Genomic DNA, 26,493 nt, shown 5'->3' with positions numbered 1-26,493 from the left:
TAAAAACACTCATTACTTATTCTCCAATACCGACATCATAAAAAGTCTTTTTTAATAAACCGTCCAAAGTTTGAGACTTCAATAACTCTTTTATTTTTATTGAAGCGCCACTATTTCCATAAGGATTTTCGACTTTATCCAGTGTTTTTTGAAATTCCTCGGAAAAAAGCCTGTTGAATGCATTCAAGATAGCGTCAACTTCAGGCTCACAATGAATCACGCTGTCAGCGCAAAGACGCCCTCTTTGTCTGTCGCCGATGTTAATTGTCCCAACCTTAAAAGCCGGCGCTTCTATCAAGCCGCTCGATGAATTTCCTACTACCGCATCGATATGTTTCAGCAGCGAAAGGTAACGTAACGACCCTAATGACACAAAAGATGCTATCCGCTCGGGGAAGCGCTGCCGGTATTGCTCAATCATGCCTATAATCACGCGGCCGTCAGTATCCGCATTTGGCTGGGTAAAAATAATGTGGCTATCGTCAAAACAATCCAGAGCTTTCAGAAGATTGTCAAATTGTGCCGCCGCCGTCGCTGTTTCCAACGTCACTGGATGAAAAGTCACCAGCAAATTACGCTTGCCCAATTTGAAATCAATAGCCTCTTCAAGCTCCGGCTTATCCAGCAGCTTCAAACGAAAAATATTGTCCAAACCCGGCGTGCCGGTGTTAAAAACCCGTTGAGGATGCTCCCCCAACTGAATGACCCTCTGCCGATAGCTTTCAGTTGCCGTAAAATGCAAGTGGGACATTTTAGTGATGGCGTGGCGAATCGCATCGTCAACCGCACCTTCCGTTATTTCGCCGCCATGAATATGAGCGATAGGTATGCGGTGAGTCATAGCAGCCTGAACTGCGGCAAATGTCTCGAAACGGTCACCTAAAACCACCAGCAAATCCGGCTGCAAATATTCCAGTGCATCGGCAAAACCGATAACGCCCAAGCCTATGGATTTACTGATGCCAACCGGCGTATCCGATGAAAGCAGCATTTCCACTTTACGACTAATAACAAAGCCGTCTTGCTCTATCTGTTTCCAGGTCAAGCCGAATTCCGGCGAAAGATGCATCCCTGTGACGATAACTTGCAACTCCAAAGCTGAATCGCCCTGAATTTCTTTCATCAACCAGTACAACAGGCCATATTCAGCCCGGGAACCGGTTACTACGCAAACTTTACGCTTTGTTTGCTGCATTTCAGATCACACTGCTTGGGATATTCACAACCCGCTCAGCCGCCCATTCCGTATTAGCCAGGTTGCCTTTTTGGCACTGCCGGTACATGGACAATTGATGCATGGGTTCCCAGATTGGCCTTGTCATTACGCCTTGCTGATTTGTTGCTTTTAAGAAAGCATCCCGCTCAGACATATCTTCAAGCATTACAGCATTTAACCAGTAATTCGAACATGCGGTTTTCGGCTCAATAAGACATTGAACCCCGTTTTGCTGTCCCCAAGCTATATATCTCGCAGCCAGCTTCCGCTTTTTCTCAAGGAATAATGACACACATTCAAGCTGCGCCACACCGAGTGCAGCATTAAGATTGGGCATCCGGTAATTAAAGCCTACCTGATCATGTATAAATTGCCATGAATGCGGTTGTTTTGCTGTCGTGGTCAGATGCTTGGCCTGTTTTGCCAAGGTTTCATCATCGGTCAAAATCATTCCGCCACCGCCGGTCGTCATGATTTTATTGCCGTTAAAACTTAAAACGCCTACTCGGCCAAAAGTTCCGCAATGCTGATTGTTTAACGTGCTGCCCAACGCTTCTGCTGCATCTTCAACCAGAGGAATATGATATTTTTCACATATTTGTACAATCCTGTCCATATCGGCAGGATGCCCAAACGTATGCATGGGTAGACAGGCGGCAATCCGTTTGCCGGTTTGTTTATTCCAGGTCTCGCCGTTGCGCTCTTCGGCAAATTCATCCAGATAGTCTTGCAACGCTTGAGGAGATAGCCCTAAGGTCGCCCTATCTACATCGACAAAAATCGGCTCAGCGCCGCAATAATGAATGGCATTGCAGGTTGCAATAAAAGTTAATGCTTGGGTAATTACTTCTTCATCCCGCTTAACACCGACAAGCATCAATGCCGTATGCAAAGCTGCCGTGCCGTTAACCGTAGCGACTGCATATTTTGCCCCGGTATATTCGGCGCAATCTTTTTCGAACCGGTCGACGTATTTCCCGACGCTGGATACGAAAGTGCTGTCTATAGCATCAATCAGGTATTCTTTTTCCCGGCCCTGAAACCGGGGCTCATGTAAGGGTATCAATTCATCAGTCTGATAAACTTCCCTGACAAAACGAATGAAGTCGTCATACATTGTAGATACCGGACTTGTACTTTTTCAGGTTTTCCGGATTTAAAAACCAATCCACCGTTAGCCGCAAGCCTTCGGTTATATCAATCCTGGGTTCAAAACCGGTTAGCGCCTTAATTTTTGTATTATCGCACCAGAGCCGGTTCACTTCGGATTTTTCAGGACGTAAGCGCTGGTCGTCGACAATAAACTCTACATCGCTATGCATGATGTTTTTAATGATATTCAGCGTATCGCCTACCGATATTTCCGAATTGGAGCCGATGTTAACCGTCTCACCGAGCGTTCTCTCCGACTCAGCAAGGGCAATAAATCCGCGACAGGTATCTTCCACATAATTAAAATCCCGTGTCGGCGATACATCGCCTAACTGAATTTGTTTTTTACCGCTGGCAATCTGGGTGATGATAGTTGGAATCACGGCTCTTGCCGATTGTCTGGGACCGTAGGTGTTAAAAGGGCGGGCTATCGTCAGCGGCAGTCCAAAGGCATTGTAAAAACTCATCGCCATTGCGTCGGCAGCAATTTTACTTGCGCTATAAGGCGATTGCGGCTGCATAGGGTGTTTTTCATCTATCGGCACATACCGGGCGGTCCCATAGACCTCGCTGGTTGATGTATGCACTACTCGCTGGACTTGGTTATCCAAAGCCGCTTGGCAAATATTTAAAGTGCCTTTGATATTAGTGTCGACATAACTGTCAGGAGCCACGTAAGAATAAGGGATCGCGATCAACGCAGCCAGATGGTAGATAATATCGATGCCTTGGGTGATATGTTTGCAATAATGCGGATCCCTGACGTCGCCGCTCAACACTTCGACTTGGTCCAGGCAATCGATGTCTTCCAACCATCCCCAGTTATTAAACGAATTGTACTGGGATAAGGATTTAACCTGGTGTCCCCGCTTAATCAGCATTTCGGTAAGATGCGAACCGATAAACCCATCGGCCCCGGTCACTAATATATTTGCCATAACTTCACTGTGTTATTGTTCAACCAACCCTGCTGTTACCAACGCCTCGGCCATGGCCCAGTCGGTTGGCGTATCGATATCCAAGCTCATGACCGCATCCATAACCAACGGCAACGTGCGTTCGGAATAAAACGACCGTTTTTGCTGCAAAACCGAAGTCTTGCACAGGTACATTGCGCCGTTCGGCGTCAATAACGACTCGACATCCTGGCGCCGAGTCTGCACGCGCTCCTCGCTCAGCGCGGTTAAAAAGCCGTCCCGAGTCCTGAACAGCGTCGTCAAATCGCGGTGTATTTCCTTGCAGCCGATCACGCAGTCCGCCTTCCGTTGCGCCATCATTGCCAACGCTTGCTCAATTATAGCAGATGACCGAAAAGGCGAAGTCGGCTGTAGCCACATCACTTGTTCAGGCAGATAATGATATTCGCCTGTGAACCATTGCAGCGCATGATCGACCACAACCAATGCCGAAGCCGTATCGTTCGCGCAATCGAGTGGCCGGATAAAAGGCACATGCAGCCCGGCCTCGCGGCCCACGTCGGCGTAACGCTCGGAATCGGTCGATAAAACGGCAACGCAATTGCCGGGATTAGCTTTTTCGATTGCCCTGGCCGTCCATGCAAGCAACGGCTTATCGCCCAGTAATTTGATGTTTTTATCCGAAATTCCTTTTGAGCCGCTCCTGGCCGGAACGATGATTAGCGTTTGTATGGGCATATTTTCTCGATGAGTAAATTCAACTTTTTGCATCAACAACATGTTAGACTTTCCGTTCAAATCTAGTACAAAATTCGCTTTATAGCTATCTAGACACTTAACTCCAAATAACTACACAAGTTATACCCGACACTATTAACCCAGAAATCGAACCGCACCACCTATGACTTCGCAACCACTTCGCGCCGCCATATTCATGCCCCGCGCCAATACATTTTATTTGTCTTTACTATTTGGACTAAAAAGAGGGTTTGAGCGACACAATGTCGAGGTATTTGCCTCGACTAGCATGTACGACGAACCCTGCTTACTGGAATTCTGCAACCAATTCAAACCCGACCTGATTTTTGAAATGAACCGTTCGCGCAGCCAATTGCCGAATCTGCCGCGACATATCAAACATGCCGCGTGGATCGTCGATACGCTGGGTCATACCGTCGATTATTATCACGGCAGCGATATGACTTATTTTTTTGGCGGCAACTGGAAACGCGCTTTTACCGCGGACGGCGGTTTGGTCGATTGGTTGCCTCCCGGCGCCTGCGAAATCTCTTATGATTTCCAGCCCCAACAACCAGTATCGGATTTTTCTTTTGTCGGCCACATTCCTAAACCTTGGACCGAAGAAGAACTGTCCCGCGAGATTTGTAACTATCAAAACCAAACTCTCAAGTTCGGCCAGTTGCACGACGAACTGTTGGACTACTGGAAAGCGATCAGCTTCGAGAACTTTGAAAACATCACTTACCTTACCTCGGCCTATGAGCTGGTCGAGCAGCGCTACGGGCAAAAAATCGATATAGAAGACCAACGCCTACGTTATGACCTGGGCTGCCGGATGGTGCGATTGAGAAACCGTCATCAATTGATGTCATTGGTTCTGCAAAGTTCCGACTCAATGCGAATCTATGGCTCCGAAAACTGGACGGACTGGCCGCAATACCGCCCCCATTATCATCATTTTGTCGATCACAGCCGGGAGCTGAAACAGATATATCAATCGACAAAACTCAATCTGCATGAAGGCGTCGGCCCACACTTTCGGGTATTCGATGCGATGTCGGCAGGCGGCCTGATGTTTGCCAAGCGAACGCCGGACGACAGTGCCGAAGGCGGTATACTCGAAATTTTTGAACCGTTTGTTCATTATGTTCCGTTTTCGGAAGAAGATTTTGCCGAACTTGCCGATAAATATCTCAGCGACGATGCGGCAAGACAGAAAATCGTCGCGAACGCAGCCGACAATGTACGCGCCCACCATACTTGGACTCATCGAGCAGAAAAGATTATTCAGGATTATTATCGTGTCGTTTGATACCGCCGAGCCCCTGCATCACCCGATGGCGACATTTTACGCCGAACAGGTGCACAGCCATATTCTCGCCGATGACCAGCAAGCTTTGCGCAAATACCAGCGCAGGATAAGGGCGGAACTGGAACGGTTCGGCATTGCCGTCGACCAGTTGCGAGACAAAACCATTCTGGACATAGGTTCAGGATGGCAAGCAATCGTATTTCAGCAGCTTGGCTGCCGGCAGGTGTACCACCTGGACATCAACAGTCGGCATGTGAAGTTTTTAAACCGTTACTGTGCCGACAACCAGATCGCCAATATCATCAGCGAGCAAGCCGACATCAGCCTGTCCCTTGGATCGGCCAAGCAGATCGACTTGGCTTTTGTCGCCGGCGTCTACCATCATCTTCAGGACCGCGAAGGCTTCATCAAAAACCTGCTGCCGAACATGGCGGCGAACAGCGATATTTTATTTCGGGTTTATCGTGCCGGTACCTGGAGCCGCTGGCTGACCTCAGCCTTAAGAGTAGCCAGCGCTGACCGGTTGACACCAACGCAACTGTTGAGCGCTTACCGGCTGCTACATCCGTATGGCGAAGACAATCAGTTCGTCGGCGACATGATCGACGATTTATTAACTCCGCAGTGGTTGGCGTTTCACCCACGCGAATTCATTGCCGATGCCGAACTGCTCAGCCTGCAATGTCAATGCCTGTCCGAGCCGTTTGCGTTCGATTTTTCCAGCCAGGATGAAAATTTCCGTGTGAAATGGCATATCGCCGATAAAAACGGCTTCCATAATCTCCTGCATCCGCTTACGACCGGCAAAGCCCATATTGTCGATGAGACCAACGCACCGCTGGAAATAGCCGAATTGCATGAACAGTTGCTCGACCTGCTAGCCAATCTTAACCGGCATACTGAACGCGACGCGGCGCTAGTCGTCGTATCACTGTATTTTTTGGTTAGAAAACACACCCATATTGACGCTTTTAACGGCCAAATCTCGCACGCGCCAGAAAACCCCGATCTGGCCGCATGGCGCATTGAACATCTGAAAAAATCATTACTCCATTTCCGTAATTGGTTGAACCAATGAACATTCTAGGTATCACTTCAGGCAGCGAAAGCGGCGCCTGCCTGTTCCAGAACGGCCAAATCCGACTGGCCGTCAGCGAGGAACGTTTATCCCGCAAAAAATTCGATGATGCTTTCCCGGAGCGGGCAATCGCCTGGATTCTTCGGGAAAGCCGGCTTGCAGCGGACGATATCGACTTGATCTGTTACGGCTTCAGCCTTGATCTTAACGACGCCGACGAACAAGCTTTAATCGATCGAATGTTAGCCACCGAACCCTCGCTAAATCAAACGGCTATGGTAATCATCCGTCAACGCATAACCAACGAAAACAACATCGACAAGGACAACCGACGGGCTTTTTTTGAAGCAATCCGCGAACAATTCCCGGATACCGCGATCTACAATTGCAGTCACCACGAATCCCATCAGGCCGCGGCTTTTGCTCCTTCGCCGTTCCAGGAAGCGCTTATCGTTACCGCCGACGGCCGCGGAGACTTTAAATCATTGACCATCAGCCGCGCCGGTAAAACCACAGGGATTGAAGAACTTTACACCAGCCCCAGTTGGCGTAGCCTTGGTTATTTTTATGGCCGCATGACCCACTTATGCGGTTTTACCGCGAACCGGCACGAAGGCAAAATTACCGGACTGGCGGCTTGCGGCAAGCCCGAAGCCGCTCAAACCTTGGTCGAAAGCATCATTCGCCTGGACAATGACTTGATCTGTCCCACTTTCGGCGAGCTTTATACGCCGTTTTTCACCAATTACTCGGATAACCTCATTGAACAAGCCGCAGCCTATTCTCGCGACGACTTGGCCGCTGCCGCGCAACAGCACCTGGAAAAAATTGTGTGCAGCTTGATCGAAAAATACGCAGTAAAAACCGGCCTACGCAACATCTGCCTGGCCGGTGGCGTGTTCAGCAACGTCAAGCTGAATCAAAAAATCCGCCAACTTGATTGTGTCGATGAGGTGTTTGTCTACCCGGCGATGAGCGACGGCGGCATCTGCGCCGGCAGCGTTTATCATTATCTGCTATCAGAACGTGAATCGATTGCAGCAATCGATCACGTCTATCTAGGTCCGACATGCGAATTGCCCGGCGCTAACACCGACCTTCAACAGCATCACATTCGGGTCGTTGCCGAACCCCGACCTGTCGATAAACTCGTCGCATTGCTTGAACAGCAGGCCATTGTCGGCTTGGTATCCGGCAGAAGCGAATTCGGCCCCCGTGCATTAGGCAACCGAAGTATTATCGCTTCGGCTTTTGATAAGAACATTACCGCGAAAATTAACCGCATGCTGCAACGCGACGACTTCATGCCGTTTGCTCCCAGCATCGCCGAAGATTTTGCCGGCCGTTGCCTGAAAAGCTACAGCCCGTCCTGTTTATCAGCGAACTTTATGACGTTGAGCTTTCCGGTTACCGAAGAATTTGCCTTGAACTCGCCGGCGGCAGTACATATCGATCGTACTGCTCGTCCACAAATTGTGACCCGGCACAGCCACCCGTTTTTTTACGATTTACTGATCGCCTGGCACCAGAAAACCGGCGGCCTGTGCCTGCTGAATACTTCGTTCAACATCCATGAGGAACCGATCGTAAACAGTGCTGGCGATGTCATACGCGCACTTGAACAGCATGCTGTCGACATCGTATTTAATCCGCCCAACCTATTCCTAAGCAAATCATAGCCTGGCATCCAATGAACAAACCTGCGACATTTTCCGAATTGCTGAACCCTGCCAATAACCATTGCATACACCCATGGGCGGACTTGTGGATTAACGCAGCGGGCCATGTCACTTGCTGCCCGCAAAACCGCACTCGTTTCGGCAATATCCATCAGCATAGCCTTGCCGAGTTATGGAATTCGGACGCCGCGCAATCCGTCCGCAAACTGATAGCAAATAACGACTACCAGGCGGCCGGCTGCGAAATCGAGTGTCCATTTTTACGCGGAGCTCCGACAGCGCCGGCAACGCAACCGCCCGCAGCCGAGCTGATTAACCAGGACTTCAGTCTACCGTTAGACGAGTCGGCCCTTGGAAAAAATATCGCCACCGTCGCCGAAGAATACAAAGCTAAAAAGCATTATTTGTCAGGCTTGCCGGTTTATGTGGATAGCCAACCGGTACTTCGTTGCAATTCAGCTTGCACCATGTGCGGCCAGCCGCATACTAGCGATCAGCAACATTCCGATGAGATACTGAGAAAAATCGAACCTCTGAAGGAAACAGCCAAGGTTTTTCGCTGGCAAGGCGGGGAAATTTTTACCAACAAGCGATTTTTTAATTACCTGCAACAATTCGACTCAGGCAATAACAGCGAATTAATAAAATACGTCATCACCAACGGCAGCGTATTGACAGAAGACCGTATCAAAGCGCTTACCAAAAACGAAAACCCGGTGTTTTTCTTACTCTCTATCGACGGTGTGAAAAAGCGAACGTTTGAAAAGATCCGTATCGGCTTGAATTACGAGAGAGTCATCGACTGCTTGCATAAGCTCAGTAAAGCCCAAGCGGAGAACAGGCAAGACAGGAAACTGGTCTGCTGGAATTATGTTGTTATGAACAGCACGCTGGACGAGATGTGCGATGCGGTCGATCTGGCCTCCGAGCTGAATATAGACTTGAATTTTGCCGCCTTGCAGGGAGATTTCCCTGAAGAAAATTGTTTTCGCTATCCGCTGCATGATGCCCAAACATTGCTGGATAAATTTACTGCGCTGAAAACTTACAGTCTTACCAAAAATATCAACGTCAGCGGTTTTGACGGCCTAGTCTACCGGCTAAAACAACGATTCGTCTAAGGCATCTTGGCCTGAACCAGTATGAATATGGATCATGCCGGTACAAGCCACAGTTAAGTCAATAGCTTTCCGACAACCGGCTCAACTCGTCCCTAAGATTGAATTTGGGTGAAAACTGCCATTTTTGGTAATTGAAGTTCATATGCGGTATTGCTGCATCGGATTCGTGAAATGCATAGCCAATCCTTGAGTTCGATTTAAAACTCGATACCACCAAAGTCGCCAGCTCTTCGGCTGTATAAGATTCATTCGACCAGATATCAAAGCATTTCTGCATATTGCCGGACTTTTCCAATAACTCGACAATTTCCTGTATCGAAACGATAACGTCCTGTATATGAGTAAAATGAAAACGGGTTTCGCTATCCAGCACCTGGACCAGTTCATTTTGTCTCGCTCGTTTTACGAAAGTCGGCAATAGCTTATTCACGTGATCTCGCTTACCTCCGTAAACATCGGATAAACGGCAAATAGCCAGCGGAATATTAAAACTATTTGAAAAAGCCATGATCAACTGCTCTGCGGTCTTCTTTGAAATAGCATAAATATGGTCTATAGAAACTTGCTCTTCGTCCATCCTATCGTAAAAAGATACTTCTCGAGTACTCAGATAAATAAACAGCGGTTTTTTTGCAGCTACAGCCCCGGTTTGACTGGCGATAATTTCAATCAAATTAGTTGTCGCCAGAATCGTGGAGTTTATACATTCCAAAGGTTTGGCTCTCGCCTCACTAACTCGGGAGACGCCAGCAGCATGAATAACAACATCAGTATTGCACAATAATGGACTTAATCGCTCTTTATCCAGCAAATCGAGATTGACATATTTAATGCCCAATTCAGCAAAATCGCGCGCCGTCTCCTCATTTGGAGAAGCTCTGTCTACACCTGTAATGACATATCCTAATTTGGCTAAAGCAATCGCCAATTCGCCGCCGACAAAACCGGATATTCCGGTAATAAAATATTTAACAGCCATTAAAAAACTCCTTAACAGCGCCAATCACATAATCACATTGCTCGTCCTCAAGGAACGGATGCATAGGCAACGATAACACCTCTCTAGCTACCTGTTCGGTAACCGGCAAACTGAAATGGCCGAGCTTCAGATGCTCGTTGCGGTGCAGCGGCGTTTCCCAGTGAACAAAGCATTCGATGCCTTTTTGTTGAAGATGATTCAATAACCGGTCCCGCTCTGCGCAACGGATCGGGTAGGAACTGAACACATCGAAATAACCGGTTTCTTGCGGCGGATTGGGCAATTTGAGGCCGGCGCAATTTTTCAGTCCAAAATCATAGCGCAAGGCGATTTGCCGACGCCGCTTTATATCGCCGTCAAAATATTTCATGTTAACGTTCAAGAAAGCGGCCTGTAAATTGTCCAGGCGGGAATTAAAGCCAAAAGCCACCAGTTCTTTATTCGGAGTTTGACCATGGTTTCTCAACAACCTGACTTGCTCGGCCAAACGGTCATCGTTAGTAGTGATAACGCCACCGTCGCCATAGCAATGCAGATTTTTCATCGGGTGCAGACTGAACGCATTTATGCTCCCGAAAGTCCCCGCATAGGCTCCGTTAATATGCGCTCCCATCGATTGCGCGGCATCCTCAACCACAAGCAGATCGTGTTTATCGGCAATCGCCAATACGGCATCCATCTCGCAGCAACGGCCATTCATATGCACGGGGATAATCGCTTTGGTTGAGGCGGTTATCGACTGTTCCAACGTTGCAACCGCCAAATTGAAATCGTCCGCTATATCGATTAAAACCGGTTTGGCTCCGCAATGTACTATCGCCGCAATCGTAGCGACAAAGGTATGCGCGACGGTGATCACTTCATCGCCTTGACCGATATTCAAGGCTTTCAGAGCCAAGAACAGCGCGTCGGTACCGCTATTGACACCGATCACGTGCTTCACTCCCAGCATTTCGGCAATTGATCTTTCGAACAGCCCGACCTCTTCCCGCAAAATGTAACTGGCATTAACCGTGACATTATTGAACGCCGACGCCAGCTCCTGTTTACGCTGCGCAAATTCTTGTTTTAAGCCGACATAGGGCACTCTAAATAAATCATGTTCTCGCAAAAGAATATTCCCAATATTTTTATAAAGAATTAATATCTTCAATAATTCTTTTTACCCGGCAATCCCAAGTATGTTTATCATTAATCAGCTTAATAGTATCTGCTTGCGCTTTGCTACCTAAATACCCTGAACTTTTGGCTTTTTCATAAACTTCATTAAAGGTTAACCAGGTAAATTCATAATAATGATATTGATACTCAAAGAAATTCGATAACCCTAGAATTTTGCCTGGACCATTACTGCTTATTTTGTCTTTATAAATATTAAATTTATCGCCATCATTTGTGTTATACCACAACAAAAGCGCTCCCGACGCCATGCAATCAATCGAACGGAAATGAAACGAAATACCGTCGTGCATATTAAATTGCGAACACTGATGAATACGATTAATTTCGGATTCTTTTTCAACAAACCCTTTATAAAACCGCGAAAATTTTGACCATTCCAGCCAGTTTTCAGTACCGTAGATATTGATCAATGACGAATTCCGTACAGCAAAATCAAGCAGTTCAACCCTATTGCTAATCCGTTTGGTTCTTATCAACAAATCGTAATATATATCCTGAGCCAGTTGTACCGGCTCACCCAATAGTTTCTCGGCAATATTATCGATGATTTTTACACAGGACTCGTGGGTCTGCCCAAAATAAGTATTAATCTCCATATATTGCGTATATTCATTTAATAGAGATTCAAATGTAATACTATTCGATTTCCCTGATAATACCCTATTTAATTCCTGCCGGCTCCAGGGTTTTGGAATATGACCTATAAAGCTGAACTCCACCGTATCGGTTTTCGATTGAGTGCCCGGAAAAAAAGTTTGTGTACAAGTCCCCGGTGGCATCCAGGCAGTATAACCGCCGGTATTGAAACTGAATTCCCAACCCGGATCGATAAAATAGGTTATCTCGCTACCTTTTATCTGGCTTTCCGAACGTCCGCCCATATCGACCAGCCATGAAATATGCATAACGTTCATTTCATCAAGCACCGGGATTTCATTTTTTACCCGGTTCATTTCAAAAACCACATCGGGTTTATTATCCCTAACCCATGCACACATTTCGTTCTCGGGTAGAAGTTTGCATTGTCCTGTCACTTGCCAGCCTTGTTTTTGAAATGCTCTGGCAAGAAACCCGAAAATTCGCCGATGAAACGAACTTTCGGAAGGCATGAATAACGAAACGTGTTTACTCATCAAATAAAAGATATAACTGAACTAAAACAAACAGGCATTTAAACGCGGGCATAAACTACATTAACTCCAGCAACGGCAGTTTTCTTTCCAAGCGTTTTTCAATCGCATCGCGCAGTAATCCGTAGCTTTTCATAATATCCGCCCTTACCGCACCGTCTTCTTGGCAAGCCCGCTCCCAACACATGACTTCCATTTTTAGCGGCACGGGTATGCGTTTTTTCACGTACTCATGAATATTTTTATCCATGGCGGTTGCGTTGGAAAAACCATAATCCCATTGCCGATAGTTTTCGTAAAGCACTCCCTCAATAAATTTAATATCATCAGGCGCAAAAAGATCGGGATGGTCATCTTTTAAATGCTGGGTCGAAAAACCGGTCAGTGCCCCGCGCTGGCTAGAGTGGTTCCATACCATGGGATGGCCGAAATAAGTGCTCTGCAATAAAACTTCCGACCATGATATGCCCAAGCGCTGACTGACTCTTCGCAGTGTCTGTTCAGGAGTGGTATGAATATCTTCCAGCCGAATCGCGAACTCATCATCGCCTGGACGGCGCTCCACCAAAGGCACGTCGCCGCTCAGCAATTCAGTAAAAAGTTTATTGACATAATCATGGCTGGGAATATCGTTTTTTACCTCGACTTCCGTCGGATACATATAGCGCTTGAAATGCGAACCTAATGTTTGCAGTGGCTTTCTTATCATGTGAACCAGCGTGATTTTCGGAAAAAACTTTTGCGCATTTTTCGCCAAAAGAGGATCCGGCATGTGCATATTCCAGGCTATTTTTGTAACAGACTCCGCATACTGCCTGCCCATAGCCCAGTTGTAAGCAAGATTGAATGTGACAAAAAAATCCTTTTCGGACAGTACCGTCGATTTAATACCGCCGAAATAGGTTTCTACCAGATGCATAAAAGTAGAAATAACGTACCCCACATACGGTCCCTGATAAGCAAACGGGTCATTATTTGCCGGTTGGCGAAAAAACAGCCTGCCATCCAGCGGTTTATCCGATAAAAAATCTAGCGTCGCCGGAACGTGTATTAATTTGTTATTTATTTCAACGAAATTTTGATTGCACTTGCCCTCGTATTCCATATTCTTGCCGTAATGTCTTATGCAGTTGCTTAACTGGCTCTCAACATGACCTCGGCCTATCATTATGTCGAAATATTTAAAATATTCGCGAAAGTCAAAGTTTCCTGTCTTGATAACTTCGGGATGGCCGTCCAATAAAGAACTGAAAAACACTGTCCCCGATCTGCCGTAATAACAAATCGGAATAATCTCGTTGATATTGTCAGGATGCGGGCCAATATAAGACTGGCATTGATGTAAATCCGCACCACTGTTTATTTTTATCAAAAACTCATCAGTAAGAGCTGCCATTTTTTACCTTCTAAATATGACCGTTAACAGTTAGCGAAAAGCTTTGTTTAAAACGGTGCTATATAATCAAACTCAATTGAATGCTATGCGCACTCAAACATAAGCCTTTAAATCTTCAATCGAATCGACTTCGCCCCATGATTTTTCATAAGGTATCGCAGTAACCGGTATCCGCTTAGCTTCGATCAGCCTTTGCAAAGTGCCGGTCATATGCATCCGGTCGCATTCGGCACTGGTCAGAACCGTTCGGATCCGCATCACTTCCGCCCAACTCTCCGGCGTGAAGCGCAACAAGCCCATGTATTGCCCCTGTACTTCGGCTATCGACTCGGGCTTGTTGCCGATCTCAGCGACAGTGCCGTCGCCGTTTAAACGAAAGGTTTCCGCATCCAGCAGCGGGTCGCCAAAACGCTTTTCCCATAACGCTTGCCAATGTGGATCGAACGTTACCGCCAATGGAGCGTTGCTAGCCATCAGCGACGCGACTGCGTCAGTTTCGTAGAAAATATCCGAATAGCTGACTATGCACGGCGAAGCTTGCAGCCAAGCTTGAGCGCAAGCCAACGACGACACCATATTGGTTTCCGACCAGCGCGGATTGTGGAATTCGGTTAAACCGGAATCAGCCAGCAGTTCCCGCTTGTAACCGGTGACAATCGCAATATCGCCGATACCGGCCTGCCGCAAAGCATCCAACTGCCTTTGTAGTAACGACTTTCCATGCAACTCCACCAGGCATTTGGGTCGGTCGTCCGTCATATCCTTCATACGGCTGCCGCGTCCGGCAGCGAGAATGATTGCTTTCATATAACCTCGATTGATTTTGTTTAAACTCGACGGGAGAAAGATGACCGATAACAGCAATGATTCATAAACGACAGGAAAGAACCATCCGATTATCGGCTGTCAGCACGGTTAAACAAAACCTGTAACCGCTGCATATCCGCTAATTGGAAAACCGCCTCGCGCTCAGGATGCCACATCCAGCCTTGCCACGGCAGAGTTTCATGGCGAATCGCCTCGATACAGCCATCTTCGGACGTTGCGGCCACGGTAAAACCCGGCGGGCAAACGGCCACGGCAAATCGATGAAAACTGTTAACATCGCCCGTCAATTCGCCTTGCAACCTATGCTTGGTGCCGACATGCCCCGCCACCGGCTGCAACGTCGAACCGGCCCACACGCTCAACATCTGCATGCCTCGGCAAATGCCGAGCACCGGCAAACATTTTTCTTCGGCATAGGCTAATAGACAACGTTCGGTATTATCGCGCTCGGGCGCATCGCCTATGTCATTGCCGCCGGACAACAATATGGCGTCAGGATTCGTTGCCGACAGCCAGTTTTGCATGGGCGAAGGATTGTTTCCCTGCATTTGCCCCATAACGTTAGGCACCGGCATGGGCATATAACCGGCAGCGACCAGCCATCGGCACAGATTCTGGTCCAACGCATCGCGGCGCTCGTTGCGTTCGGGCAGCCAATCCACCCGCTGGCTCACAGCCACCCGTATCACGCCAGCACCTCGACTCTTCGTCCGGCGCAGTCCATATGCAAACGTTGAGCGCCCGACCATCGGCGAAACAAGGCTTCGCCTACCCCAATTACCGCCGGCAATCCCAGCTCTCCGGCACGAATCGCCATATGCGAGTTAACTCCGCCCCAGGCCGTAATCAGACCGGCGATGGGATAAGCGAACAACCAGTCGAACCCAGGATCGGCGCTGGCGATGCAAACAATAGAGCCTGCCAATGAATTCCGCTCCTGATGTCCAACCACCGGCCCGGTCACTTGTTTTTGCGTAATGAAATTTGCCGACATTTCCGGCCATTCGAACGCCCAGACATCCTCAGAACTGGCAATCACTGGCGGCAGCGATACCATTGACGTTTCCAGGTAGCGCGCTTTGCCTTGTTCGATACTGCGCGCCAGCACATCTCGCGGATTGGCCGCAGCGACGTGCAGCTCCTTGAACGCGGTAATGTCGGCATAGGCCAGGTCTTCCCTCGAAAAGCCCCACTGTGCCCCATATTCGGCTATCAGGATCAACGCATCGGAAAGATTGCGGGTAAAGTGGAATTTTGCCAGTTCGCGCAGTTCGATGCCCGCCTGCAAGAAATCAAATAATCCGACAGGATCGACTTGCAATTGATGCGTCTTCAGCAGTTTGACCAGCTCGCGCATCTGCGGCAACGTGATTGCAAACGGCTTTACCGGTTCCGGCACCGGTAAGCGGCGCTCCCAATCGAAATACAGGTCAGGTGCTTCATCGTAACGCGGCGAGAGTATGTCATAAGTGCCGGGACGCAAATGGCCGTAACGCATCAAAAACGCGTCCTTATCCAGCATTGCCCGGTCCCGTGCCAACTGTCCGCTAACGGTGGAAATTCCGGCAAAGAAAGCGTCGTAATCCGCCTCGGAAAAAACCCCGACCGCAACCAACGATTTGAGCATTTGCACGGCGATAAACCCCGCCCTGGCCAAACCGGCAAACGGCAAAGTACCATAGCGTTTGGCATCTTCCAGCAACCAATAGATCCGCTCCAGTGAATCCATACCTGAATTCAATAATTGTTCGCGCCGGACATTAAGCCGATCCAGCTTCGCGGCATCGCTACGCCATAAACCATCCTGGGTATCGACGATACGATTGGTTAATCGCCGCAAACTGTCGGCAATTACCGCCTGTTCGTGTTTTGAAAACCCGGCTTGGGCAAGCCGCTCCAAACGCTGCGGCAAATCCAGCGTGTAACAGGAAAAAACAATCTCGAACTCCATCTTGTCGTGCAGCGTGGGTTCGGCCAATAGCCTGTCAATGTAATGATCGACCAGGCGTCCTGCCAAATCCTTGTCCAAATCGGCCGGAATAAACGAGTTAAACGATAAGCGTACATCAATATAAGGCAGGCCAAAGAAATGCGGCATTAATGGAAAACTGCGCAAGTTCCGGTAACCGTAGTTATGCCGCTGATAAGCCCAGATAGCATCGGTAACCAGCTCCCGATACAGCGAAAGCGCCAACGGCTTGGGCCGTATGCCGATAATTTCGGCCGGATTCCAGTCGGGCATCACGCCGTATACTGTACGCCGCCCCATCAATAACGGATGCGGTTGCATACCGCGCGCCACCTTATCCTGAATACGTTGCAAACGTTCCGCTTGCACGGCTTCGCTTTCCGACGGACTCGATAAAACCAGCGGACGGGCCTGCAACAGCCATAATATATCCTCTCCACCGGAACCCACCGTTACAGCAAACTCACAGTCAACCGGCACGCCACCAAACAACTCCAGCAATTCATCCAGCAAAGAGAGTACCCCAGCCAGTTCAACCGGCGGCCGGACTGTCGACAAAGCCGCCCGTTGCCATGTCTTTCCGCCCAGCCCTCCACCGGTTACCGCCGTGGTATCGGCTCCTTCCTGCCAATTTATAACCCGGTACGGCGCACAGGTATTCGGATCGTGGGAAAACGCGACACCGGACCATATCGTATTCTGTAGCATCGGCTGGACCAATATTTCGTCTATGTCTGCGGCTTGTGGGCCGTAAGAGGATATTACCTGTTCTATAGCGTTCTCCAGCTCTGTCGGCCAAACGTCCGGCAACGACAGAAAAGCGCCGGCATTCGATTGCATTTGTCCATCTTCAAGTAGACAACTAGAGCGCACGATCCACGGGCCTGTGCCTAGCCTTGCCACAACCTGGGCAAGGCAAATGGCGCGTGTCGCCCGCCATTCACCGACAGTAAAATGCGCCAGCGGCGCAATGCGTGCCGAGCGCAGCTCGTCCTTCAATAACGCCAGCGTGCCGGCCTTGGTAGAGAACCCTAGAGACATCGGCTTCTTTAAGCTAACTGGGCAATCCAGATATGAGTGGAATAAGGAATCCTGATCATTTCAGTATTCAAGCTCTGCAAATAGCCTTCAATAGCGGCCACTACCGATGGAAATTTATCGCCCGCCTGGCGGGCCAGGGTCGCATGAGAGCGCCAAGCCTCGACGCATTCGACAATTGCCTGCTGGTGAACAATCCGTGAATCCAGATGCACAACCGGCCCGTAAAGGCCGCTCGCATCGATTACCGCAGTTTGATCTTCCCTGCGTGAACCATAGCCGTAACCGGCAACATAGGTTTTGATGATGGCTTCAATCTGCGCTTGAATCGGGTCGTCGAGCTGGCGATGATTCCACATGCAGGCAAACCAACCGCGCGATTTAAGAATGCGCGCTGTTTCTTTTAGTGCACGCGCCCGATCACAAACATTGAACGAACTGCCAAAAGTCACCATATCAAAGTGACCGGCAGACTGGCCGGTGTGCTCTCCTGTGCCTTCCACCCAACATACATTAGTCATTGCGGCAGTACGCCGGATACCGTTGGCCCGCATCGCGTCGTTAGGCTCCACCGCCGTCACATTAAGCCCGCGAACCGCCAGCATAGCCGTTAAATGAGCCGTACCGGCTCCGACATCGCAACAGCTGCCGCCTTTTTCCATGTCGGCAATCGCCAGCATTGCGTCAATCGCGGCGTCGGAATAATCGGGTCGCAATAAATAGGCATCGGCTAATAGCGTGTAATCCCATTCAGTTTTCATGATTTTTCTCCATTAATCGATTCATTAATTCATCCGCTATCTCCTCGGCGGAACGACCGAGCTGGAACTCCACCACCCAATCCGCCGCTTCCGGCTCGTCAACTTGTAAATCCAGACCTGCAACATCAGTCAGCTCACCGGCATCGAAACGGCGGTAGATTCCTTTCGGATCACGGCGACGCAGCTCTTCTATCGGCACTTTCAGATAAACTTCAAAATAACCGGGTAGATTTTTCCGGTTCCAGGTATGAATTTCGCGAAACAGGGAAATAGTAGCGATCACCACAATCAGCCCTTGCCGAGCCAAGATGCGGCATAAATGGGCATATTGAAACGCCAACGCCAACCGGCTTTCACGGCCATGATTGTCGGTATTGACCGATACCGCACCAAACACTTCCCGTAATTCATCGCCGTCCAGCAAAACCACTTGTTCGCCCTTTATCCGCAAACGCCGGGCAAGCTCCCGTGCCAAAGTGGTTTTTCCGGCAGCCGAAAGGCCAGTCAGCCAATAAACTCTCATCGTTAAAAGCCGGATTTAATTTGCTCTAAGGCCGAAAGCCTTGTTTTAACCAATTTTAATAATTGTCCGGCAATAGCCTGATAAGAAAACGTCTTGGACAATGTTTTATAAGCCCGTTCGGCGATTGTTTTTCTTTCACTTTCATTATTTAAGTAATAAATCACTTTATTGATAAAGTCGGTCTCATCCGTATATAAAACAACTTCTTCATTACTGAAATAATCGGTTATTTTCGAACTGTCATATAATATATCCCTGGATAACATAAACGAACCTGAGGCCATTATCTCTAGTGCCCGCATATGCAAAGTCATTCCCGGACTGGTATTAAGGCAGATTTTGGCTTTATTCATAATGCAATTAAGAACAGCCCCATTTTCGGCAACACCTTTAACGTAAGGTGAAAATTTTTGATATTTATCCCAATTATTACCATAAATATGAATATTAAAATCATACCCTGAATCAATTAACCGGGATATGAACCATAATTTTGTTTGCGTTAAAAACTCATAATGAAGACGCGTTCTTAAAATAACATCCACTGCTTCATCACTTAATTCAAAACCATGAATATTTAACAAATCATTAAGCTGCTTGTGATTATAATTTTCTGCTATAAGCGTACAGAACTCATGGAAGGCGTGCATATCCATGTGTTTGCAATAATCATCGATAATCCGGTAAATATCGAATAAATCCTGCTTGGAAAAAACGCCTTGCTCAACCAATACCGTTTCCCTTTCATTGAGCTGGAAATCATATTTGCTTGGATTACGAATGGGCTCGAATGTAATCGCAGGATCAACCAGATGGGTAACCAACAAAATATCGCAATCGTAATTTTTAATATTACCGATGGGATAATATATTTTGTCGTTATACCCTAGAGGCAGGAAGCCCATATTGCTATTGGCATATACCGGAAATTGTTCCAGCCCCAACCAATCTTTAGCAACAACGCAAGTAAAATCACGCGTCTTAGGCGGAATCTGATTATACATAATGCCAGGCAATATATCCTGAATCCAATTCACGAATGGAATCGATTCAGGCACGCCGGGAAATTCATGGCGGAAATGATTAATCGTTAAAATAATATCGGGCTTGAAATTATTTATTTGCTCGATGAAATATTCGATATTGGCAAGATAGTAATTTTCTTCCTCGATGCAATTTGTAGTAATTGCACCCAACCGGTCAAACCCGTCCAGTAAATCGCGGATACAGTATTTCAGGAAACTAGAAAACCGGGATATAAACCCCATTACTCGTAGCGAGTTAATATTTTCCGGCTTGAATTTATCCTGCCATCCGGCATCCGTTATGCTGCCGTAATACTCATGGATTTCATGCAGATTAGCAGCATAACGCTGAGCGCGTTGCTGCTGGGCTTGATTGATAAGTTCGAGCATCTGCTCGGCCCTTAATCCGCCCTGCACTTTCATATCCAGCAAAACGGTCGGTAGCGCAACCTGGAATTGCAAAAACTCCTGGCAAAGCAGACCGATAGCATTATGGTTAAAAAACTGGACCCGTTCTGACCTGATGACCGGTTCCCAGTCATGAAGCAGCATATTCAGCACAAACAGGCCGGGTTCCTGCTCGATGACATAAACAGGCACCTCGAATTCTTCCATCTCCGGGATGGGCCGCTCGGTATTTTTAAAAGCTTCCAATAACTCATAACCAGAACCCAGACTCAGCAATGCGTAGCAGCTGGTATTTTCCCGCTTATAAAGACTTGAATTATCGCGGATAAACTGGCAATTACCCAATAGCGCGACATTATCCAACCGGTAATAACTATTGCCGTTTAAAGCTAACGATATTTCCCAATATTCCTCACCTATCAACTTATCAATGACAATATCGATGTGGTTACTTTGGATGCCTGCGATCAGTTCGTTAAATAATTCAGGCCGGCTAGCGTTTAAAACCGCCATATTCTTAACCAATCTGTCCCGACAAGCCTGTATTGTGCCTGAAGATCGGCTACGCAAGACCACATTATCGCCAAATAATTCAACCAAGACCGGTTCGGCATGATTTGCAACGGCATCAGGTGTTGGATAACCGCTCAGCGCCTTTACCGACGATTTTTCAATAAAATGCTCGACAGCGGCATTGTAAGTAAAGTGCTGCGCCAGCAATAACGGCGATTTAGCAGGCACCAAGCGGTTATCGAGGATATTTTTTAAATCTTGCTCGGTTTTGAAGAACAGGCAACAATCATCCCAATGCGGCAGTTCTGCGACATCCCGGCAATCGTAAACCACTGGAATACAGCCGCAAGCAGCAACTTCGGCAAGACGCTGGGAATTAATCTCAAACGGATGGGAAACGATCGCATAAGCCGCAGAACGATAGGCATCGGCAACCTTAACGCCATGTTGCAGCTCACCTTGATAGAAAGGCGCAATCAGCGGGTCCTGATCCCAGTAACGCCCGTAAATCTCCACCGGCAATGTAGAATTTTGACAAAGCCACTTTACCGAATAATCCCTGATCACATAATGCAGCAGCTTCCAAAACACAAACCAATAACTAAAAGCTGAACGTTCGGCGATGTTTGTTACCGTTTGTTCATCAAAACGTCCCCCCTGATTTAATATTTCAACCAACTCCGCAATAACGTGCAGTTGCTGATCGTCAGCCAAATTCACTACCGGCAAATAGGAACTGCCGACAAAAATAACTTTTTGTTGCCGTTGCTGTTTATCGTCCGAATAGAATATGTCTTCATCAATGACAAAATGTTGGCGTTCCACCCTTTCGTCACCGCACTGTTTAAGATGCTGGTCAAAAATCGGCGAAATGGAAAAATTAAAATCATGGTTCCGCCAGTTTATTAACTGGTGGTTTCTAATTCTCGGCATCAAATCCTGCCACCACATAATATTGATGACATCATCATGAAGAAATTCGTGATTTACATTATTCACGTTGAAAGTAACATGCGGATTAAAATCGATATATTTATTAAGCATATCGACAACATTGCCCGTTTCCATGTCATTAGACTCAATATAAAAGAGAACTTGACAGCCTCTTTTTTCGAACGCTTTCGCCACGCCTTGCGAACTGTATTGCATGACCGTTGTCAGGCGATAGCTGGGAATAAATATTCGTATTGGCTCGCCTTCAACAACCGGTTTCAGCGCTTTCGCCTTTCGAATTAATTGTTGAGCAAATGCCAGCCGTTTTTTTTTGATAATCTCCAAAGCATTCGCAAAATCTTCCTGCACAGCGGCTTTTACTTCTTCTTCCAAATCATTGGGCATTTCAACCCTTTCAGGCAGTCGCAGTCTGGATATGATAAAAAAGTCGACAAGATCGGGTAATTCGACATGGATCAGGTTTTCAATACCATGTAACGGTAATTCCCCCCGGTAATAACAGACTTGCAGGCCGTCTATGGTCGGATGACCGCAATAGACCCGTTTTTTTTGCTTGGCTTCGTTTAACGCTAAAAGCGGGTCGACAAAATAGGTATCCCTATCAAGAAAATCCGATAGTTTTTTGTCGCTCAACTGGTTTTTTATTTCATAGAAAATATCGGCGCGTTCGCGGCGTTTGACATTAATCTCCTCAATGATATCGGCGGGCATCTCATTAAAATGCACTACACCATCCTGAGAAATAGCAATGATTTGCGGTATCGGCAAATGATTATACGAAAAAAACTCAACAAAGCTGTCGGATTGCACCTGAATAAAATTATCCAGTACGATATCGGTTAACGGTCCATCGTAATAACAATACTGCAAACGCTCACCGCCTCTTGCATCGACGATTTTGTTTTGCTTCACCGCTTCCGAATAAGCATCTTCTATATTAAGAAAAAATGTATCCTTGCTCATCTTACCTTGCTGGTCGTCTCCACATTGCTCAGCCATCGTAATGCCAACTTAAAACCATCAAATAAAATTGATATGCTCGGGCGGGTTTTTTAAATCCCACAGGAACTTGTTAACATAATCCTGCCGACAACCGATCGCACAATCCTTATGCACATCCACTGATTCGGCAACATCCTTATGCACCTGCCAATAACGCTCGCTGTGACTAACCAGATCGTAAAAGGAATCCTGATGTAAATCGCCGATATAGAAGCGCTCCTTATTAAAGAAAGGTCCGCAAGGATAGATTTTCCCGTTGCCGGAGATTTGCAATAAAAACGGCGTACCGAAACATTGATCGTATTTTCGGTAACCGTCTTTATACAGATTGGTTTCTCCGGCGGCATTGATTTTGTTCCATTTCACCTGCACCACGTAATTGTCATTGCTGAATTTTTCGGCCTGTTTCAACATGTCGCCGATTTTCAAATAAGCGTCGTAATCGATGCCGATTTCCTTATATTCGGAATCCGAGCAATGCTTGATCACGAAATAATCCACGCCCAACTCAGCGCCTAGTTCGGCTTCCGCCAATACCTCATCGAAGCATTCAGGGATCAGCACCATCTGCAAACCCAGCGTGCATTTATAGTTGTTTTCTTTTTTGATTTTCACCAACTCACGAATTTTGTCGATCAATAAATGGAAATTGTTTTCGCTGGATTGATGCACACGCCGAAAACCTTCCGGAGTACCGGCGGATAGATTGAAGCGGATATAGCTCATGTTTTTCAGCAAATCGTGCGCCCTATCCATATCCAGCAACAAGCCGTTGGTGGCCATTGCGGTGTCGATGCCCAGCTCTGCAGCCAGCACAGTGGCATCGTATAGCGTGGGATTGAGAGTCGGTTCGCCGTCACCGATAAAACCCAGCGACTTGACTCCAAGTTTGCCGCAATCCTCGACAAATTGCAGCAGCGCCTCGCGGCCAATCATGGTGCCCTTGGTCATATTCTGAACCACGGCATAGCAATATAGACAGGCGGTATTGCAAAATTTGGTCAGCCCCATGTCGATATGCACCGGCGCAAAGCGCTGGCCGTTTTGCCAAGCCTGAATCCTGTCCAAGTGATGCAGCATTTTATGGCCGTCGAAACGAAAGCGTTCCTTCTGGGTTCGAAAGCTGGGCCCGGTAAATTGATTCGGTACCGGTTTGTCCTGCTCGCAGTCCTCTTCCAGTCGAATAATGCCCTTCTGATCATCATGCGAAACACTTTTCAACTTCTGACCCGGCAGCTTGGTCAATTGGCTGGTGTCGATTACTTGATATTCACTGTTCGACAAGGCGCTACGATCGACAATCCGATTAGAGGTTCGCAATTTGTGCCCGGGCTGACTGAATATTGGAACGTTATCAGGTATTGAGGTTACGACAGAGTTGCCGAAACGGTTGGTTGATTCGTCTTTTGCCATGAGTAATGCTCTTATCTGTTCGTTAGAAAGGACCGGTGAAACTACGGTCAGGCAAGTCTCTTGCCAAATCGGATTGCAATTCCATCTTCACTGTTTGTTTTAGCGGCTGTTTATTCAACATCTCCAGTACCGTGACCGCAATTTCTTCCGCCCCCGGATAATAATGATTGGCCATAAAGTGCGAGGTCGGCACAGGATGATTGGGATAGGCAATTAACCGGGGCGGCTGTTTCAGGCGCTGCCCATGCGACTGAAACAGTTTGGACAGCAGATTATGCGCCATTGACGCTATTTCCGGCGCACAATCAGCCACGAGCAACAAGCCGGTCTTATCTATGGATCGGGCAACGCTATCGACATCCAGCGGCGTCAGGCAGCGCATGTCCAACACCTCGGCATCAATGCCGTGTTTTGCCAACACGGCCGCGGCTTTCAGCGCTTCTATCGTCATATGGGAAAACGCCGCCAAGGTAATATCGCCGCCTTGCCGCAACAATGCTGCGCCGTTCAACGCACTTGGGGAGCGATTTTTATCGACCTCGCCTTTGATGTGGTGCAACCATCGATGCTCGATAAACAACACAGGATTATTGTCTGCGATAGCATCCAGCATGGAGTGATAGGCGTCTCCGGCTGTGGTCGGCATTACTACCTTCAAGCCCGGCACTTGTGCAAACATGGCTTGCAAACTCTGCGAATGCTGAGGCCCCTGTCCCCAGCCGCGGCCAATGATGACTCTGATCACTAATGGCACTTGCTGTTGACCGTCGAACATATAGCGCCATTTGGCCGCATTGTTGACCAACTGATCGACCGACAGCAAGGCAAAATCGATGCGTTGATGCACCAGCACCGGCCGCATGCCGCCCAGCGCCGCGCCGATGCAGATACCGGTCATGCCGTTTTCGGCCAGCGGCATATCCAGCACCCGCTCCGCGCCGTATTTCTCGCGCAAACCCTGAGTAGTGGCAAAAACGGTTTTCGGATCAGACACGCCTTCGCCGATCAGGATCATCTCCGGATACGTGGCCAGACCATCATCCAACGCCTCACGTATCGCTTCGCCATAACTCATCATCGTTACATTACGCATACAGATGATGCCTCATACTATCGATAGACGGGCGGTTGCCTCGCAGCGACCACTGGAAAGCCTGTTCAATTTCATCGGCAAGCACCCTCTCCATTTCCGCCAGCTCCGATTCATTGCTTAAACGACTCTCCAGTAAAAACTGCCGGGTTTGCAAGAGTGGACAACGCTGTTTCCAGCCATTAAGTTCGCCGGGGCTACGATAACCCAGCTCGTCATCTTCGTTAGGTCCGCAGTGTTCCGGCCAGCGGTGGGTATGCAATTCCAGAAACTGAGGTCCTTGACCGGCTCGGGCGTTGGCAACGGCGGTTTGCGCCATTGCATACACTTGATCTACTTGGTTGCCATCGCCGCTGACAGCCTGCAAGCCATGAGCGGCGGCTATTTTATATATATCGCGTTCGGGCTGACGTTCTGTCAACGGCGTCATCACCGAATATTGGTTGTTCTCGCAAACAAACAGCAGCGGCAATTTTTTCAACGCCGCAAAATTCATGGTTTCGTGCATCACGCCTTCTTCAAAACAGCCGTCGCCGAAAAAAACCACCACGACATTGGTCGCTTCCGGCGTCCTCGGCTCTGGCCTCCTGCTTCGCTCTACCTCCTCCATCCATGGAGTCGTGCCTCCCGCGACACTGGCACATCCCTGTGCGGCGCCGGATTTTTTCATCTGCTCGGCCCAGGCATAACCGCCCGCCAATGGCACCGTACCTCCGACTATCGGCGTGGAAGCGATAAAACCGGCGGCCAGATCGGTCAGATGCATCGAGCCGCCGCGGCCGCCGCAACAGCCTTCAGCAAAACCGTACAACTCAGCCAGCAAGCGACGCAAGTCACCGCCCTTGGCCAGGTAATGACCATGACCGCGATGATTACTGAACACTTTGTCTTGCGGCGTCAAATGAGCGCTGACACCCACTGCGATGGCTTCTTCGCCGATACAGAGATGAGTCGGACAACGCATTTCCTGCTGTTGATAACGCTCGGCAATCGCCTCTTCAATTCGGCGGATACGAAGCATTTGAAAGTAGAGTTGCTTTAACTCGGCAGTTGCTTGGGCCATGGC

At 48.2% G+C, this 26,493-nt stretch carries 21 protein-coding genes; 4 read left to right on the top strand and 17 right to left on the bottom strand.

Annotated features, from left to right (window positions below; all coding sequences use genetic code 11):
* Positions 1-16: 16 nt before the first annotated feature.
* From neuC to EPO18_RS12845, 4 genes are read right to left on the bottom strand one after another with little or no spacing between them, the layout of a single operon-like run.
* The gene (gene neuC, locus EPO18_RS12860) at positions 17-1,195 is read right to left on the bottom strand and encodes a UDP-N-acetylglucosamine 2-epimerase (RefSeq protein ID WP_292433783.1); all 1,179 of its coding nucleotides are present in this window, start codon (positions 1,193-1,195) and stop codon (positions 17-19) included.
* 1 nt (position 1,196) lies between these two features.
* A complete protein-coding gene (locus EPO18_RS12855; RefSeq protein WP_292433781.1) occupies positions 1,197-2,333 on the bottom strand; it encodes a LegC family aminotransferase in 1,137 nt (378 codons plus the stop codon).
* Positions 2,326-3,306 (bottom strand): NAD-dependent 4,6-dehydratase LegB, encoded by a 981-nt coding sequence (locus tag EPO18_RS12850; protein WP_292433779.1) that lies wholly within the window; start codon positions 3,304-3,306, stop codon positions 2,326-2,328. The genes EPO18_RS12855 and EPO18_RS12850 overlap by 8 nt, the downstream gene beginning before the upstream one ends.
* A gap of 12 nt (positions 3,307-3,318) precedes the next feature.
* Positions 3,319-4,065: an acylneuraminate cytidylyltransferase family protein gene (locus tag EPO18_RS12845; RefSeq protein ID WP_292433777.1), complete on the bottom strand. Its 747-nt coding sequence runs from the start codon at positions 4,063-4,065 to the stop codon at positions 3,319-3,321.
* A gap of 247 nt (positions 4,066-4,312) precedes the next feature.
* On the opposite strand from EPO18_RS12845, the gene EPO18_RS12840 reads away from it, so the two are divergent.
* From EPO18_RS12840 to EPO18_RS12825, 4 genes are read left to right on the top strand one after another with little or no spacing between them, the layout of a single operon-like run.
* Positions 4,313-5,338, top strand: coding sequence for a glycosyltransferase (locus EPO18_RS12840; RefSeq protein ID WP_292433775.1), 1,026 nt, complete (start codon positions 4,313-4,315; stop codon positions 5,336-5,338).
* Entirely contained in the window at positions 5,328-6,416 is a 1,089-nt protein-coding gene (locus EPO18_RS12835) for a class I SAM-dependent methyltransferase (protein WP_292433773.1), read from the top strand. Before EPO18_RS12840 ends, EPO18_RS12835 begins: the two co-directional genes overlap by 11 nt.
* Entirely contained in the window at positions 6,413-8,095 is a 1,683-nt protein-coding gene (locus tag EPO18_RS12830) for a carbamoyltransferase C-terminal domain-containing protein (protein WP_292433771.1), read from the top strand. The genes EPO18_RS12835 and EPO18_RS12830 overlap by 4 nt, the downstream gene beginning before the upstream one ends.
* An 11-nt stretch (positions 8,096-8,106) precedes the next feature.
* Positions 8,107-9,216 carry a radical SAM/SPASM domain-containing protein gene (locus tag EPO18_RS12825; RefSeq protein ID WP_292433769.1) on the top strand — a complete coding sequence of 370 codons (1,110 nt, stop codon included), beginning with the start codon at positions 8,107-8,109 and terminating at the stop codon, positions 9,214-9,216.
* A 58-nt stretch (positions 9,217-9,274) separates the two neighbouring features.
* Here the strand turns inward: EPO18_RS12825 and EPO18_RS12820 are convergent, their stop codons facing one another.
* The 13 genes from EPO18_RS12820 to EPO18_RS12760 all read right to left on the bottom strand — a co-directional run bounded on the left by EPO18_RS12820 (position 9,275) and on the right by EPO18_RS12760 (position 26,490).
* Positions 9,275-10,195 carry an NAD-dependent epimerase/dehydratase family protein gene (locus EPO18_RS12820; protein ID WP_292433767.1) on the bottom strand — a complete coding sequence of 307 codons (921 nt, stop codon included), beginning with the start codon at positions 10,193-10,195 and terminating at the stop codon, positions 9,275-9,277.
* Entirely contained in the window at positions 10,185-11,306 is a 1,122-nt protein-coding gene (locus EPO18_RS12815; protein ID WP_292433765.1) for a DegT/DnrJ/EryC1/StrS family aminotransferase, read from the bottom strand. Before EPO18_RS12815 ends, EPO18_RS12820 begins: the two co-directional genes overlap by 11 nt.
* 19 nt (positions 11,307-11,325) lie before the next feature.
* Positions 11,326-12,510, bottom strand: a complete 1,185-nt coding sequence (locus EPO18_RS12810; protein ID WP_292433764.1) for a CgeB family protein — start codon at positions 12,508-12,510, stop codon at positions 11,326-11,328.
* A gap of 55 nt (positions 12,511-12,565) precedes the next feature.
* Positions 12,566-13,903, bottom strand: coding sequence for a sulfotransferase (locus tag EPO18_RS12805; RefSeq protein ID WP_292433761.1), 1,338 nt, complete (start codon positions 13,901-13,903; stop codon positions 12,566-12,568).
* A 93-nt stretch (positions 13,904-13,996) separates the two neighbouring features.
* Complete coding sequence (locus tag EPO18_RS12800; protein ID WP_292433760.1) at positions 13,997-14,710, bottom strand: phosphocholine cytidylyltransferase family protein; 714 nt, start codon at positions 14,708-14,710, stop codon at positions 13,997-13,999.
* A gap of 89 nt (positions 14,711-14,799) precedes the next feature.
* Positions 14,800-15,411, bottom strand: coding sequence for a gamma-glutamyl-gamma-aminobutyrate hydrolase family protein (locus EPO18_RS12795; RefSeq protein ID WP_292433759.1), 612 nt, complete (start codon positions 15,409-15,411; stop codon positions 14,800-14,802).
* Positions 15,412-15,416: 5 nt separating this feature from the next.
* Positions 15,417-17,741, bottom strand: a complete 2,325-nt coding sequence (locus EPO18_RS12790; RefSeq protein WP_292433758.1) for a PEP-utilizing enzyme — start codon at positions 17,739-17,741, stop codon at positions 15,417-15,419.
* 8 nt (positions 17,742-17,749) lie between these two features.
* Positions 17,750-18,499, bottom strand: coding sequence for a class I SAM-dependent methyltransferase (locus EPO18_RS12785; RefSeq protein WP_292433757.1), 750 nt, complete (start codon positions 18,497-18,499; stop codon positions 17,750-17,752).
* Positions 18,489-19,022: an adenylyl-sulfate kinase gene (locus EPO18_RS12780; protein ID WP_292433756.1), complete on the bottom strand. Its 534-nt coding sequence runs from the start codon at positions 19,020-19,022 to the stop codon at positions 18,489-18,491. The genes EPO18_RS12785 and EPO18_RS12780 overlap by 11 nt, the downstream gene beginning before the upstream one ends.
* Before the next feature lie 2 nt (positions 19,023-19,024).
* The gene (locus tag EPO18_RS12775) at positions 19,025-22,921 is read right to left on the bottom strand and encodes a glycosyltransferase family protein (RefSeq protein ID WP_292433755.1); all 3,897 of its coding nucleotides are present in this window, start codon (positions 22,919-22,921) and stop codon (positions 19,025-19,027) included.
* 21 nt (positions 22,922-22,942) lie between these two features.
* Positions 22,943-24,337 carry a radical SAM/SPASM domain-containing protein gene (locus EPO18_RS12770; RefSeq protein WP_292433754.1) on the bottom strand — a complete coding sequence of 465 codons (1,395 nt, stop codon included), beginning with the start codon at positions 24,335-24,337 and terminating at the stop codon, positions 22,943-22,945.
* Between the two features lie 22 nt (positions 24,338-24,359).
* Positions 24,360-25,430 carry an alpha-ketoacid dehydrogenase subunit beta gene (locus EPO18_RS12765; protein WP_292433753.1) on the bottom strand — a complete coding sequence of 357 codons (1,071 nt, stop codon included), beginning with the start codon at positions 25,428-25,430 and terminating at the stop codon, positions 24,360-24,362.
* Complete coding sequence (locus tag EPO18_RS12760; protein WP_292433752.1) at positions 25,423-26,490, bottom strand: thiamine pyrophosphate-dependent dehydrogenase E1 component subunit alpha; 1,068 nt, start codon at positions 26,488-26,490, stop codon at positions 25,423-25,425. Before EPO18_RS12760 ends, EPO18_RS12765 begins: the two co-directional genes overlap by 8 nt.
* Between the last annotated feature and the right edge of the window lie 3 nt (positions 26,491-26,493).

Origin of the sequence: Methylobacter sp. (genome assembly GCF_004322395.1) — a bacterium.
GTDB lineage: Bacteria > Pseudomonadota > Gammaproteobacteria > Methylococcales > Methylomonadaceae > Methylobacter_A.
The sequence above is the reverse complement of the archived record's forward strand: the minus strand, read 5'-3'. Positions and strand labels throughout refer to the sequence as shown.